Origin of the sequence: Lysobacter antibioticus (assembly GCF_000731095.1) — a bacterium.
Classification (GTDB): Bacteria; Pseudomonadota; Gammaproteobacteria; order Xanthomonadales; family Xanthomonadaceae; genus Lysobacter; species Lysobacter antibioticus_B.
Map to the genome: position 1 here is coordinate 24,078 of NZ_JMTZ01000062.1, position 14,506 is coordinate 38,583.

Annotated in this window: 8 protein-coding genes; 5 read left to right on the forward strand and 3 right to left on the reverse strand. The window is 67.9% G+C overall.

All coding sequences use genetic code 11. The features are described from left to right. Positions 1-172: 172 nt before the first annotated feature. Both EX88_RS0117035 and EX88_RS0117040 read left to right on the forward strand, forming a co-directional pair. On the forward strand, positions 173-799 hold the full coding sequence (locus tag EX88_RS0117035; RefSeq protein WP_031373197.1) for a cold shock domain-containing protein: 627 nt from the start codon (positions 173-175) through the stop codon (positions 797-799). Between the two features lie 550 nt (positions 800-1,349). Beyond that, complete coding sequence (locus EX88_RS0117040) at positions 1,350-2,663, forward strand: PQQ-dependent sugar dehydrogenase (RefSeq protein WP_031373198.1); 1,314 nt, start codon at positions 1,350-1,352, stop codon at positions 2,661-2,663. Positions 2,664-2,688: 25 nt separating this feature from the next. On the opposite strand, the gene EX88_RS0117045 is transcribed toward EX88_RS0117040, so the two are convergent. From EX88_RS0117045 to EX88_RS0117055, 3 genes are all read right to left on the reverse strand, one after another. Continuing rightward, positions 2,689-3,357 carry a hypothetical protein gene (locus EX88_RS0117045; protein WP_152566324.1) on the reverse strand — a complete coding sequence of 223 codons (669 nt, stop codon included), beginning with the start codon at positions 3,355-3,357 and terminating at the stop codon, positions 2,689-2,691. 109 nt (positions 3,358-3,466) lie between these two features. Further along, complete coding sequence (gene pbpC, locus EX88_RS0117050) at positions 3,467-5,845, reverse strand: penicillin-binding protein 1C (protein WP_051885238.1); 2,379 nt, start codon at positions 5,843-5,845, stop codon at positions 3,467-3,469. Between the two features lie 53 nt (positions 5,846-5,898). Beyond that, a complete protein-coding gene (locus EX88_RS0117055; RefSeq protein WP_051885235.1) occupies positions 5,899-11,823 on the reverse strand; it encodes an alpha-2-macroglobulin in 5,925 nt (1,974 codons plus the stop codon). Between the two features lie 320 nt (positions 11,824-12,143). On the opposite strand from EX88_RS0117055, the gene EX88_RS26570 reads away from it, so the two are divergent. The 3 genes from EX88_RS26570 to EX88_RS0117070 all read left to right on the forward strand — a co-directional run bounded on the left by EX88_RS26570 (position 12,144) and on the right by EX88_RS0117070 (position 14,112). Next, entirely contained in the window at positions 12,144-12,296 is a 153-nt protein-coding gene (locus tag EX88_RS26570; RefSeq protein ID WP_161786141.1) for a hypothetical protein, read from the forward strand. Between the two features lie 50 nt (positions 12,297-12,346). Further along, positions 12,347-12,817 carry a hypothetical protein gene (locus tag EX88_RS23895; RefSeq protein WP_051885236.1) on the forward strand — a complete coding sequence of 157 codons (471 nt, stop codon included), beginning with the start codon at positions 12,347-12,349 and terminating at the stop codon, positions 12,815-12,817. A 308-nt stretch (positions 12,818-13,125) separates the two neighbouring features. Continuing rightward, entirely contained in the window at positions 13,126-14,112 is a 987-nt protein-coding gene (locus EX88_RS0117070; protein WP_031373203.1) for an LLM class flavin-dependent oxidoreductase, read from the forward strand. Positions 14,113-14,506: the final 394 nt, after the last annotated feature.

Sequence of the window (14,506 nt, forward strand, 5' to 3'; positions counted from 1 at the left end):
CGCTCGGTAGGGGCCCTGATGCCGTAAGCGATGCAGGAGGCACGTCGGCGGACGGGTCGGCAGGCAATGGAGTTCGCCGCCGTGAGCTCTGCGCAACGACCACGGACGAGAGGCCTTGATCCGGACGCTGAGGGGCCGGATGCTTCGCTCAGGCATCGGCCCAGGGACCGGCATGCGAACTCACGGCACCTTGATCAAATGGAACGATGAGCGGGGGTTCGGATTCATCGCCCCGGCCCAGGGCGGCGACGAGCTGTTCGTGCATATCTCCGAGTTCAACCGCCGCGGCGTCAGGCCTGCACTCAACGAATTGGTTTCCTTCGAGGTTCGTACTAAGAGCGACGGCAAGCGCGAGGCCGTCCGGGTCATGCGGGCAGGCGAGGGCAGGCGGACGGCATCGGCGCGACGTCGCGATTCGGGCGCTCCTGCGCGAAGCGGGATCGGTATCGTGGCCCTGGCGATCGCGGCCATCGTCGCGGTCGGCGGATACGTCTACAGCCGCTCGACGCCGCCGCATCCGGATGGCATCGAGCCCATACGCCCGGCGGCATCCGCATCGCCGGCCGCGTCGCTACGGGAATCGGTGGTGGCCCCCGCGCCGGACTCGGCATCCTCATCCGGGCCTGCGTCGGTACGGTCGTCGACGCAGTCGTCGCAGGGTTTCGTTTGCGATGGCCGTCAGCATTGTTCGCAGATGAGTTCGTGCGCCGAGGCCGAGTATTTTCTTCGCCATTGTCCCGATACGAAAATGGACGGCGATGGCGACGGAGAACCTTGCGAGCAACAGTGTCCGCGCTAGCGATGGATGCGCAGGTGCGTCGTGGCATACGAGCATCGGTGCGGGCTCTGCCGGGCAGTCGCGGTGATTCGTAGTTGGTCAACCCCGCGCAGGCGGGGATCCGGAGACTTCGGAGTCGTGCCGCGATACAGCCCTGGATCCCCGCCTTCGCGGGGATGACGGCGGGAGCTTGTGGCGCAAGGGACCGTGCCCGTTGCGTCACTTAAGGCCCTGCATCACCGTCTCCTGCGATGCAGGGCCTTCTTCATTGGGCTTCCGGCACGACCCTCATCCGTCCTTCGGGCACCTTCTCCCACAAGCGGGAACGACCCTCATTCGTCCTTCGGGCACCTTCTCCCGCAAGCGGGAACGACCCTCATCCGCCCTTCGGGCACCTTCTCCCGCAAGCGGGAGAAGGAAACAACCCTCTGTCGCGGAAAGAGTCGAATCCTGAAACTGCGGGAGAGGGGTTGGGGTGAGGGCGGCCAGCCGCGGAGCGATCGGGTTCTCATTGCCTTGATCACGGTCGAGGCATGCTCCAGCCGATGTCAGGCGACTACAGGAGAACGACATGGCCTCAGCATCGAAAGTCGTTGCGCCGATACTGTCGATATTGATCCTGACCGCTTGCGGCGAGACCGCGACCCTGCAGGTGGCCGACGGCACCGGCCAGCGGCCGACCTTGCCGGTACCGAACAAGACCCTGCTGCCGACCGTCAACATCGCGCCGGCGGTGGGCTGGCCGTCCGGGGGCAAGCCGGTCCCGGCCGCGGGTCTGGCGGTGACGGCGTTCGCCGACAGCCTGGATCATCCGCGCTGGCTGCATGTGCTGCCGAACGGCGATGTCTTGGTCGCCGAAAGCAATGCGCCGGCATCGGACAAGAAGGCTTCGGGCATCAAGGCCTGGATCGCGGGCCGGATGATGAAGCGCGCCGGCGCGGCGGTGCCCAGCGCCGACCGCATCAGCCTGTTGCGCGACGCCGACGGCGACGGCGTCGCCGAGTTCCGCAGTGTGTTCCTGCAAGGCCTGCATTCGCCGTTCGGCATGGCCCTGGTCGGCAACGATTTCTACGTCGCCAATGCCGATGCGGTGCTGCGTTTCCCGTATCGCGAAGGCGAGACCTCGATCGCTCAGGCGGGGGTCAAGATCACCGACCTGCCGGCCGGCATCAATCACCACTGGACCAAGAACCTCATCGCCAGCGCCGACGGCAGCAAGCTCTACGTCACCGTCGGTTCCAACAGCAACGTCGGCGAGAACGGCATGGCCATGGAGGAGGGCCGCGCTGCGATCTGGGAACTCGACCGCGCCAGCGGCAAGAAGCGTTTGTTCGCGACCGGCCTGCGCAATCCCAACGGCCTGGCTTGGGAGCCCACGACGGGCGCGCTGTGGACGGCAGTCAACGAACGCGACGAGATCGGCAGCGACCTCGTGCCGGACTACATCACCTCGGTGCGCGACGGCGGTTTCTACGGCTGGCCCTACAGCTATTACGGCCAGCACGTCGACGTGAGGGTGAAACCGCAGAAACCCGAACTGGTCGCCAAGGCGTTGGTGCCGGATTACGCGCTCGGGCCGCATACGGCCTCGCTCGGCATCGCTTTCTCGCAGGGCACGAGTCTGCCGGCGCAGTTCGCGAACGGTCTGTTCGTCGGCCAGCACGGCTCCTGGAACCGCAAGCCCAAGAGTGGCTACAAGGTGATCTACGTCGCTTTCGACAACGGCCAGCCGGACGGTCAGCCGGTCGATGTATTGACCGGCTTCCTCGACACGGCAGAAAACGCGCAAGGCCGGCCGGTCGACGTGCGCCTGGACAAGCACGGCGCCTTGTTGGTCACCGACGATGTGGGCAACATCGTCTGGCGCGTCACCGCGGCGAGGTGATACGCAGCCGGAGCGGCTGCATGCCTCAGTCGCAACCGTCGCGGCGGCCGTCGAACAGCACTTTTTCGGGCATTTTGCTGGTGTGCGGATGCGTGCCGCCGATGCTCAGCTTGAGATGCTCGGGCGAGACCTCCACGCGCAAGAATGTCTTGTCGTGGTGGTAGAAGATGACGCTGGTCTGCTCGGGCGCGCCGGTGGGAGGAGGGGACAGGCCCGCCATGCGCCAGTACTCCATCTGCGTCTTCGGCAGATGCACCAGACCAGATCGCACTGGGCGGATGGCCTTGAGAGTCTTGAGTGGCGCCGGTTGGGTGTCGGTTGGCGCCGGCGCATCGCCGCTCGGCGTATTCGGGCCGAGCACCGCGCCCTGGCCGCTGCGCGCGAACTGCAGGCGCAGGCGGCGGTCGGGGTCGTCGCCGTCGGCGCGCTGTAATGCGCCGACCAGCCAATCCTTGCGCTCGGGCTCGGGCAGCAGGCGTAGGAACAAGGTGGCGGGGCCATCGGGTTCGACGCGTTGGATCCAGCAGCCGCGGACCTTGTCGATGTCGTCGGGATACTCGGCCGGCGCGGGCGATGCATGAGCGCTCGCGGCTACGAGTCCGCCGGCGCTAAGAGCGAACGCGGCGACAGCGAGGGCGACGAGCCGGCGCGACGGGATGGCGAACGAATGCGGACGGAAGCGATGGCGCGACATGGAGGTTTCCTGCGCGATGGACGCGCTCACCATAAGCGCCGCCGGCGCTTTTCCAAAGCCTTCGCGGCGGCCGGGCGAGGCGGGGTTCAGCGTCGCCGCAAGGACCGCCTCATTGCACCACCGCGACTTCGACCTCGCGTTCGTCGCTGCGGCCGTGATCGTCGACCACCGACAAGCGGAAGTGCCCGGTGCGGTCCGGCGTCCAGGCCAGGGCGGTGCCGGGTTCGGCGCTGCCGAGGAAGGTGTTGCCGACGAACCAGTACAGTCGGGTGACGTCGGCGTCGACGGTCGCGGCCAGGTTCAAGGCGACCTGCTCGGGATGCGACAGCCGCATCGTGTAGCGGGTGGCGCGATAGGGCGAGGTGATGCTCGGCGGCGAGCCCAGCCAGTCTTGCGAGCCGGCGCAGTCGTGCCCCGGCGGCGGGCGCCGGCGCGGAATACCGGCCTGCACGAACACCCGCGCCAGGTCGGACGGCCAGAACTCGAACACCTCGTTGCGCATGCTGCGCGGATCGAACGGCCCGCAGGCCGGGCGGCCGCTGGCGATGTCGATGGCGATGGCGCGGTGCACGGTGCTGATCCGGATCGGCGATTTGCCGGGGATGAACCAGGTCATGCCGCGCTGCGGGCACCAGGCGTTCGGCAGGTCGCCGCTGGCGCGGCAGATTTCCACGCGCTTGAGGTTCAAGGGCCATTGCCGCACCGGCTCGCCCAGATCGACCCGCGCCGCCTGCAGACCGTCGACGATGTCGAAGAACAGCGGCGCCGCGGCCTCGACGCCGACCAGGGCCGGATTGCTGGAGCCGTCGAAATTGCCGAGCCAGACCACCAGCACGTAGGGGCCGACCAGGCCGGCGCTCCAGGCGTCGCGGAAGGCCCACGAGGTGCCGGTTTTCCACGCCACCGGCAGGGGGCGCGAGGCCGATTGCGAGCCGGCGTCGGGGCGCGGATTCTGGCGCAGCATGTCGCGGGTGACGAAGGCGGCCTCGGCGCTGAGCAGGCGCGCGCCTTCCTCCTGCGGATCGCTGTCGCGCCAGCGCAGCGCGCGCAGGCGGCCGTCGTTGCCGAGCATCGCGTACATGCGCGCGAGCTCTTCCATCGTCACCTCGCCGCCGCCGAGCACCAGGGCGAGGCCGTAGTGGTTCTGGCTGGCGAGATCGCGCACGCCGGCGCGACGCAGGAAGTCGTAGAAACTCGGCTGCTTGAGCTGGGCGGCGACGCCGACCGCGGGGATGTTGCGGCTGCGCACCAGCGCCTCGGTGGCGGTGACGGGCCCCATGAAACGGCCGTCGAAATTCTCCGGCGTGTACGGGCCGAACGCGCTCGGTACGTCGCGCAATACGCTGGCCGGATGCAGCACGCCCTGGTCGAGGGCGAGCGCGTAGATGAAGGGTTTGAGGGTGGAGCCGGGCGAGCGCTTGGCATCGGCGCCGTTGACCTGACCCTGGATGCCGGCGTCGAAGTAGTCCGCCGAACCGACCAGGGCGCGCACGCCCATATCGCGGGTGTCGATCAGGATCGCACTGGCGTTGCGCAGGCCGCGGCTGCGTTCGCGTTGCAGATGATTGCGCACGCGTTCTTCGAGCAGGCGTTGCAGGCGGGCGTCGAGCGTGGTCTTGAGCTCGGGGCCGTCGTGCGGGTGCCAGGCGCGTTCGGCGAGCACGCGGTCGACCAGGTGCGGGGCGCGGAACGGCAGCTCGCGCGCGCTGTGCAGGCGCAACGGCAATTTCAGCAGCGCGTCTTCGGCGGCGTCCTCGGGATGGCGTTCGCGCCAACGCGCGTACAGGCGCGCGCGCGCCGCTTCCAGGCCGCTGCCGATGTAGAAGGCGTCGTCGTCGCGGGCGGTCAGTCGGCCGCGCCGCGACGGCGCCTGCGGCAACACCGCCAGGGCCAGCGCTTCGGGCAGGGTCAGGCGATCGGAGGGTTTGCGGTAATAGATCAGGCTCGCCGCGCCGACGCCTTCGATGTTGCCGCCGTACGGGGCGAGGTTGAGATAGGCCTCGAGGATCTCGTCTTTCGAGTAACACAGCTCCAACTGCAAGGCGCGCGCGATCTGCACCAGCTTGCCGCGCACGTCGCGGGTCTGCAGACGCCAGCGCAGGCGCGCGAGCTGCATGGTCAGGGTCGAGCCGCCGATGCGCGCCTCGCCGCTGGCGTAGGTCGACCAGGCCCCGCGCACCAGGCTGACCGGGTTCACGCCGGCATGCCAGCGGAACCAGGCGTCTTCCTGCAGCATCACCGCCTCGACCAGCGACGGCGAGATCTCCGACAACGGCACCCATAGCCGGTAACGCTGGTCGCTGGCGAGGGTCAGCCGTAACAGCCGACCCTCGCGATCGCGGACCACCGTCGACAGCGGCACCGATTCCGACAGCGAGGGGCGCGGCGAATAGCGGACCGCGACCAGCACCGTAACGGCGACGGTGAGGCTCAGCAGTGCAATCCACCACTGCCGTCGGATGCTTCCTGTGTCGCCTCGTAGTCGCACGTATCCCGTCTCGCCCCACTGGCGCATCTTCCCTGCCTCGCCCGACGAACCCCTCATGGCTTGGGCGCGTCGACCTGCAGCTGACCGGCGGGGCCGCCCTGCGCATACACCGAGCGTTCGTACATCGACTCGGCGTATACCGGCGGCACGATGAATTTGCCGGTGTTGTTGGCGCGCACGCTGTAGCGGAACTCGACGACCTCCGAGCCGACGCCGCCGTACAGCACGATGCGGTCTTCGCGTTGTTCGACGTGGTCGGGCAGGAAGCTCGAGCCGGGCAGGGCGAGGGTCTGCTGCGGCGCCGCGTTCTGCTCGCCGCCGTCGCGCGAAGGCTGGCCGTCTTCTTCGCCGCCGTCTTCGCATTCCTCCTCGCAGCCTTCCGAACCCTCGTCGCTCGATGCCGCTTCGTCGGTCACCGACGCGGCCGCGTACTGCATCACCGGTTCGAAACCGCCCGGCAACAAGTCGACGATGGCGATGTTGCCGCGGGCCGGCGCACCGAGCGCACGCACGCGCAGGCGCACGGTGATTTCCTGACCCTGCTTGAGCGCGGTGATCGGCTTGCCGGCGGCGTCGAGATAATCGCGGACCACTTCCAGGCCGCGATCCTGCACCGCCTTCGGTGCGGCGCGGTCGTAACCGCTTTGGTTGACCAGGTACCAGGCCGGGACCGGGCCGGCCGGCGCCACCCACAGGCGCAGGTCGCCGCCGGTGAAGGCGCCGCGGGCGATCAAGCCCTGGCTGCTGCCGATGCGTCGCGACTTGCCGTCCTTGCCGGCCGCTTCCAGCGCCGGTGTCGCCTGCGCCGGTTGCGCGTTGGCGTAGGCGTCCATCGCCAGCACGGTCAGCGCCGAGGACAGCGTGTTGTAGCTGTTGTTGCGCAGCGGGTCGAGCAAGCGTTCCAACGCCACCGGCTTGAGCTGGTCCTTGGCCAGCGCGCCAAAGTGACGATTGAGCAGGTATACGGTCCAGGCCTGGTCGATGCCGCCGTCGTAGTAATACGCGTAGGGGCCCGGCGCGGCGCCGGCGCTGCGGTTGGCGCGGGTGAAAGCTTTAACCGCCAGCGGACGCGCCGCCTTGTCCTGCTGCAACAGCTGATAGCTCGCCGCGATCAACAGGCCGGCGCTGTCGTTTTCCCAGGTCTTGGGCTGGTCGCGCTTGATCTGCTCGTGCACCGAACTGAGCAGATTGCTGGCGGTGCGGCCTTGGCGGACGAGCAGATACACCGCGAAGGCGCGGCTGCGCAGTGTCGCCAGGTCGTTGCCGGAGCGGTCGGCGGCCAATGACTCCAGATAGCCGTTGAGCGATTTGAGCAGATCCTCGGGGATCGGCTGGCCGCGTTCGCGCGCTTCGATCAGGTACAGGGCGGCATAGGCGGTGACGAAGGCATCGGCCTGCGGCGTCGCCGTCCACAAACCCAGGCCGCCTTCGCTGTTCTGGCGCGAACGCAACACGTCGACGATGTTCTGCTTCGGCTGGCCCGCACCCGGGCCGACCACCTTGCCGAGCTCGGGGTGCGATTGCAGCACCAACGCCGGGAAGGCGCCGCTCAGCAGTTGTTCGGTGCACTGGTGCGGGTAATCGCTCAGATAGGCGGTGAGCCCGTCGAGCGCGACCAAGGGCGAGACCGAGGCCGACAGCTGCCGGGTCGCGCGCTGGTCGTACATCCTGCGCAAGGGTTGGATGACGGTGCGCTGGGTGGCGCGCCCGGCGATCAGGTCCTGGCGTGCGACCACGGCCGGACGCAAGGACAGCTCGATGCGCCGCTGCGCCTTGAACGCACCCGAGCTCGCCTGGATCGCGACCGGCACTGCACCCAGCGCCTGCCCGGCGCGAACCCGGAAGCGCACCGTGGTTTCGCCGCGCGGGGCGATCGACACCGGCGCCGGCGCCGCGCCGACCAGGGTCAGCGACGGCGGCAGTTGCAGATTCACGGCGACCTTGGCTGCCGCCTTGGCGCCTTCGATGGTGTTGGCGACGCCGACCGGCAGGTCGAACTCGTCGCCGGGCGCGACGTGCGTCGGCACCGTCGGCGTCAACACGAAATCGCCGCGCACCAGCGCTTCGGTCTGGAACACGCCGACCCGCTCTGGCGTCACCGCCACCGCGACCACCCGCACCTGGCCGTTGAAATGATCGGGCAGGGTGAACTTGAACTGGTGTTGGCCGTCGACATCGACGATGCCCGACCACCACACCGCGGGTTTCTCGGATTTGCGCTTGAACGGATTGAGGTGCTTGGCCATGCCGCCTTCGCCGTCGCCGCCCGGCGCGGCCTGGCCGGCGATGCGGCTGAACTCCGGCAGCAGCAGGTCGAGGATCTGGGCGGTGTCGACCTGCAGCATCTTCTTGCGGAAGAAATGATCGAGCGGGTCGCCGACGCGGTAGCGCGCGACCTGCAGGATGCCTTCGTCGACCGCGAACAGGACCACCCGCGCCTTGCCTTGGGTGACCACGTCGGCGGTCATCGGCGTGCCGGGCTTGGTCACCCGCGGCAGGCTGACCTTGATCGGCTGGGTGCGCGCGCTGCGGTCGACCGCGAACGGCGCCACGCCGTAGGACAGCGGACTCATATAGATCTCGTCCGAGTTCGGGTCGCGCAGGAACTGCACGTTGACGTAGCCGTTGCCCTCGAAATCGGCGGGCACGACGATCTTCTGCACGCTGGCGTTGCTGTCGGCGCGGAACCAGGCGTGGGCGTAGACGCGATCGCGCTCCAGCGTGATCAGGCCGCTGCCGGCGTAGGGCGCGCGCACGCTGATCTCAATGGTCTCGCCGGGCTTGTAGCTGGGCTTGGACAGATTGAGGCTCAGCTCGGCATTGCGTTCGAGCGAACGCGACAGGTTGGCGGCGCCGGCGATCTGGTAGCCGATCTGGTTGAGCACCTTGCCGTCGGCGGCGCGCACCTCAAGCACGAAGTCGCCGGGTTGGTCGGTGGTCAGCGACACGTTCTCGCGGCCGCCGGCCAGGGCCAAGGCCTGGTCGCGGCGGTCGAAGCGGCGTTCGTGCGAAACGTAGCGGTACAGCCCCGAATCCTGCTTGGTCAGCACCGATACGTAGCGTTTCTCGACCACCACCGCGCGCAGGCCGGCGACCGTCTTCGGCTTGCCGTCCTGGCCGATGGCCAGCAATTGCAAGGCGCGCTTGGCGCCGCGCTGGATGTAGTTCAGGTCGTCCTGCGACTTGATGCCGACCAGGTGATCGTTGCTCGACACCAGGGCGCTGGTCTGGGCGGCGACGTTGCGGCCGCTGCCGGGTTCGAAGGCCCGGGCGAGGAAGCTCAGCTGATAGGTCGCACGCTCGTACTTGGTCAGATCGAGCTTGAACTCGGCCCGACCTTCGGCGTTGGTGGTCTGGTCGCTGAGCGATTCGTCGTAGCCTTCCTTGGCGCGTTGCGGGTCGAAGAACTGATAGCCCGGATAGGCCGGGAAGCTCGGGAAGGCCGGGCGCAGCACCATCGTGCCTTCGACGCGGCGCTGCTGCGCGGGCGTGCCGAACAGGTTCTCGGCATCGACCTGGGCGGCGAGCTGTTCGGGCTTGATCCAGCCATTGGGGTTCTCCGCCGACAGCTTGGCCTTGACCCGCATGGTGTCGGGGGCGAACTCGCGCACCTGCACCGAGGTCGAGCCGATGGTGGTGCGCTTGTCGTCGCGGCCGAGCAGGAACAACTGCACCTGCCAGGTACCGCTCGGCGCGCTGTCGCTCGGGGTGAAGCTGGCGCTCTCGAAACCGCTGGCGCTGAGCTTGAGTCGCTCGCGCTTGGCGACGGTGCCGCGCGGATCGGTGAACTCCCATTCCAGCGGCAGACCGGTCAGGGCGCGCTTCCAGTCGGCGGCGCGCACGATCATGCCGATGTTGACGGTGTCGCCGGGCCGGTACAGGCCGCGGTCGGAGAACAGGAAGGCGTTGAGTGCGCCGGCCTCCAGGTCGTTGGGCTCGCCGCCGATGTCGAAACGCGAATAGTCCAGGGTGCGGTCGTGGTCGCCGATCGGCAGGAACGAATAATCCTCGCCCTGGCTCACGGTCAGCATGGTCGGCTGCTTCTCGCGCTTGAAGCCTTTCAGCGAGGGCAACTGGGCGCGGCCGCTGGCGTCGGTCTCGGCTTCGACCAGGGTTTCGCCGTTGCGGGCGACCGCGCGCACGCGCGCGCCGGCGACCGGCGCGCCGTTCGACAGCGATTGCACGAACACGTCGCGGCGGCCGTCGAGTGCCTGCTTGACCGCCATGCCCAGGTCGGTGAGCACCACCAGGCGGCTGTCCTCTTCGCTGCCGGCATCGTCGGCCAGGGTTTCCTCGGCGCTGCGTTTCTTGTCGTCTTCGTCGAGCGTGCGCAGGCTCAGCAGGAACACGCCGCGGCGGCCGGGCTTGAGGTATTGGCCGAGGTCGACGCCTTCGTAATGGGCCTTGGCCGGATTTTCGGCCGGCAGGGTCAGGCGTTTTTCCTCGCGCTCGACCAGGCTGTCGGCGGACAGGTTGTAGAAGCTGGGTTTGGCGTAGCTGCCTTCGTTGTTGAAGACCAGGTGCTGGATTTGCTCAGGCAGCACGCGAGCGATTTCCAGACGCGCGCCGGCGACGTTGCGCGAGACCAGGCTGATCCGGCGCTCGCCGCGCAGCGACAGCAACGCGCCTTCGCCGACGAAGCGCAACAGTTTCGGGTAGTCGGGCACGGTGGCGACCGTGGTGTGGGGCGCGCCGAGCATGAAACCGCCGAAGGCCTTCAGGCCCTTGTCGACGCGCACATAGATACGGCGGCCGGGCGGGGCCTGGAACTTCAAGCTGTGGGTCTCGACGTATTCGCGTTCGGTCGGCACCGCGCTCAGCGGCAGCGGCGTGGCGTGCTTGAGCACCGCCTCGTCGACGTCGTCGCGGCTCCAAGTGTAGGCGCCGCTCTGTTGCGCGGCGGGGCGGCGCGGGTCCTTGACCGGCAGCAGCCAGGCGCGCACGGCGCCGGCGACTTCGCTGTCGCGCATGGCGTTGTTGAAGCTCAGCACCAGCACTTGTTCGGGCTCGAAGCGCTCGTTGTCGACCAGCGCGGCGGCGACGTCGGTGACGTTGACGCTGTACAGCGAGGGCAGGGCGACGGTGGCGTTGAGCGCCTCGGCGCTGCCGCTGCCGCCCAGGGTGCTGACGATGCCGGCGGCGAGTTCGAGCTTGAGGCTGCCGCCGTTCTCCGGCAGGGTCAGCGGCTGCGAATGGATCCAGGCTTTGAGCCGGCCCTTTTCGTCGTAGTTGACCGTGTACTTCGGCGCCGCCAACGCGGTGCCGGCGCCGTCGGCGAGCTTGAGGACGATGCGGCGTTCGAGCTGGGCGGCATCGACCGGGTGCGAGAACTTGAGTTCGTACACGCCTTTCTTGAGCGCGGGGTCTTGCGGGTCCTGGTAGAACTCGCTGCTGGCGATCTGCGCGGTGAACGGCGCGGTCTCGAACTCGAACTGATACTCCTGCAGCACCACCTTGGGGGCGAGGCTGAGCTTGGGATCGAGTTCGACCGTATAGCGGGTCTTGACCGGCCAGTCGGCCGAGGGCTTGAACACCAGGGTCTTGTCGTCTTCCCAGCGCCATGCGCCCTTGAGTTCGGGGCTTAGGGTCACGCCGGCCGGCGCCAGGCCGACTTGCTTGATGGGTGCAGCCGTGTCGGAGAAGGTCAGGCGCAGGCTGTCGACTTCGGCCGGCGCGCGCGTGTAGTCGGTCAGTGCCGGGGTGTGGACTTCGACGTCCAGCGCACCGGGAACGATCGGCTTGGGCCGGGTGGCAAGCCAATAGCCGAGCGTGCCGACCAGGATCAGGCCGAGCACGCTGCGCAGGTACAGCCTGGGGCGTTGCCGCACCCGGGCGAGCACGGCCGCGAGCCAGGCCGGAGGGACCCAGTCGACCTGGCCGAACAGGGAGCGCGAAGCCCGCGCCCAGGGTGTGGCGCGGCCGGCGTCGCCGGCCTCCGCGGTGGGAGCCGGTTGCGACGGCGAGTCGGTGTTTTGCATTGCGGGTGTTCCAATCCGTGGTGCTGTGGCTAGTGCCGGGCCAGTGCGATCCGTTGCCTGGCCGGTCCCCGTGTTCGTCCCTTTCCCGACCGCGCCGGGCGCTTGCGCGCGGCACTGCGTGATCGATCGATGGCCTAGACCGGAATGTTAGAAAAACGTTCCTGCCGTTCGTCGGAATCCTAAGGATTTTTTAACGCCTTGGGTATCGCCGCTTGCGACGGCGGCCAAGGACCCACCCCGCGCAGGCGGTACCCCCGGCACTTGGTCGCCTCGTCCCCGAACGCTTAAGCTCGGGGCCGTTTTGCACTGTGGGAGCTGGCATGGACATCGTGGCGATCGTGATGGTGGCGTTGGGGCTGTACCTGGCCTTCAAGCTGGTCGGCTTCCTGCTGAAGTCGGCGATGTGGCTGCTGGTCCTGGCAGGGCTCTACTACTTGATCGCACCGCTCGCCGGTTGGCCCGTGCCCTGGTGAGCGCCGCTGCGCCGTCGTCTTCGTCCCCGTCGCAAGGAAACCGACTCGCCATGAACGACCGCACCGACGCCGTACCCGCCCATTGGCATGCAGACACCCAGGACGCCGGACGCCTGGTCCGGGCCGTCTACGAATGCATTTCCGGCCCGGCCGGCACGCCGCGCGACTGGGCGCGCTTCCGTTACCTGCAGCACCCGCGCGCGCTGAGCCTGCGCACCGTGGTCGAGGCCGACGGTACGACCCGCGCGGCGGTGTTCGACGTCGACAGCTACATCGCCGACGTCGAGGCCTTCTTCGCCGGCAACGACTTCCACGAAGTCGAGACCGACCAGCGGATCGAACGCTTCGGCCAGATCGCCCATATCTGGAGCAAGTACGAGGCGCGGCCGACGCCGGACTCGACGACCGTGCTCAAGCGCGGCGCCAACAGCATCCAGCTCTGCCACGAACAGGGGCGCTGGTGGGTGTTCTGCACGGTCTGGGACAACGAGCGCGAAGGGCTGCGCTTCGATCTGTTCTGAAGGCATGAGCGATAGGCGTTGAGCCATCGCTGCAAACGCCTCGTCGGTTTTCCGGGCCCCTCTCCATGCACGTGGGGAGGGAGCGCCGCTTGTGAGCGATAGGCTCGCAGCGTCCGGAACGTTCTGTGTTCGGGCCGGGTGGGGTTGAAGTGAGGGCCGAAGCCCAGCGCCCCGACATCGACACGTCGTCACCGCCATGTCAGCGTCGCCTACGCAACACAGCATCGCGTCCGATCCAAGCGGGGCAGCGCTGAATTCGCCCCGCATCGCCCCCAGATCGAAGGCAACTACGTTCCGAGCGCGACCGCATGCTGCCGTTTTCCGTACTCGACCTGGCGCCCGTCACCGAAGGCAGCGACACCCGCCAGGCCTTCGCCAACAGCCTCGACCTGGCCCGACATGCCGAGCGCCTGGGCTATAACCGCTATTGGCTCGCCGAACACCACAACATGCCGGGCATCGCCAGCGCCGCGACTGCGGTGCTGATCGGCCATATCGCCGGCGGCACCTCGACCATTCGAGTGGGCGCCGGCGGCATCATGCTGCCGAACCACGCGCCGCTGCAGGTCGCCGAACAGTTCGGCACCTTGGCTTCGCTGTACCCGGACCGCATCGACCTCGGCCTGGGACGCGCGCCCGGCACCGACCATGCGACTGCGCGCGCGCTGCGTCGCTATTACGACGGCGCCGACAGCTTTCCGCAGGACGTCAGTGAATTGCTGCATTACTTCGAACCGGTGCAACCCGGGCAAGCGGTGCGCGCCGTGCCCGGCGCCGGCCTTGAGGTGCCGGTGTGGCTGTTGGGATCGAGTTTGTTCAGCGCGCGCCTGTCGGCCGCGCTGGGTCTGCCGTTCGCCTTCGCTTCGCACTTCGCCCCGGATGCGATGGACGAAGCCCTGAGCCTGTACCGCCGCGACTTCCAGCCGTCGTCGCGGCTGCAGCGCCCGCACGCGATGCTGGCCTTGAACGTAGTCGCTGCCGACGACAGCGCCGCGGCCAAGCGTTTGTTCACCACCCAGCAACAAGCCTTCGTCAACCTGCGCCGCGGCCGCCCGGGTTTGATCCCGCCGCCGATCGACGACATCGAAACCTTCTGGACCCCGATCGAAAAAGCCGGTGTCGCCCAGGCCCTGGCCTGCGCCGTGGTCGGCGATGCCGGTGAGGTGCGCGAGGGCATCGCCGCCTTCATCGAACGGCACCGGCCGGACGAATTGATGCTGACCGCGAACATCTACGACCATGCGGCGCGCTTGCGTTCGTTCGAAATCGCCGCCGAGGTATGTCGTGCGGTGTAGATCGACGGTAGGAGCGACGTAAGTCGCGACCGCGGGATGCGCAGACGTCGGAGCGCCTTCGAGATTGATCGGAGCTGTTAACTATCGCGGTGTAGGAGCGACGCAAGTCGCGACCACGCGCCTTGCAGACGCCGCGCTCCTACCCTGGTAGCGTCGTTGTTCTTGTTCTTGTTCTTGTTCTTGCGCTTGCTGTAGCTGTGCGTCGCTCGGCACTCGCGAAGTGCAATGGAAGACCCGGAGGGCGGCGCGCAGGGATGCGCGCCGTTTTTCATCGAGACAGGGACGTCCCGTATGAAAAATCCCCGCGGAGGCACCGCTCGTGCGGGCCCTTGATTCACAGAAAAGCATTTTTCTTTGGTTACCTTTCTTTTGTTGCTTATGACAAAAGAAAGTA

Excerpts from the sequence above, each read along its gene's own strand:
- EX88_RS0117035 (WP_031373197.1), top strand. The coding sequence starts at position 173 with ATGCGAACTCACGGCACCTTGATCAAATGGAACGATGAGCGGGGGTTC.
- EX88_RS0117040 (WP_031373198.1), top strand. The coding sequence starts at position 1,350 with ATGGCCTCAGCATCGAAAGTCGTTGCGCCGATACTGTCGATATTGATC.
- EX88_RS0117045 (WP_152566324.1), bottom strand. The coding sequence starts at position 3,357 with ATGTCGCGCCATCGCTTCCGTCCGCATTCGTTCGCCATCCCGTCGCGC.
- EX88_RS0117055 (WP_051885235.1), bottom strand. The coding sequence starts at position 11,823 with ATGCAAAACACCGACTCGCCGTCGCAACCGGCTCCCACCGCGGAGGCC.
- EX88_RS26570 (WP_161786141.1), top strand. The coding sequence starts at position 12,144 with ATGGACATCGTGGCGATCGTGATGGTGGCGTTGGGGCTGTACCTGGCC.
- EX88_RS23895 (WP_051885236.1), top strand. The coding sequence starts at position 12,347 with ATGAACGACCGCACCGACGCCGTACCCGCCCATTGGCATGCAGACACC.
- EX88_RS0117070 (WP_031373203.1), top strand. The coding sequence starts at position 13,126 with ATGCTGCCGTTTTCCGTACTCGACCTGGCGCCCGTCACCGAAGGCAGC.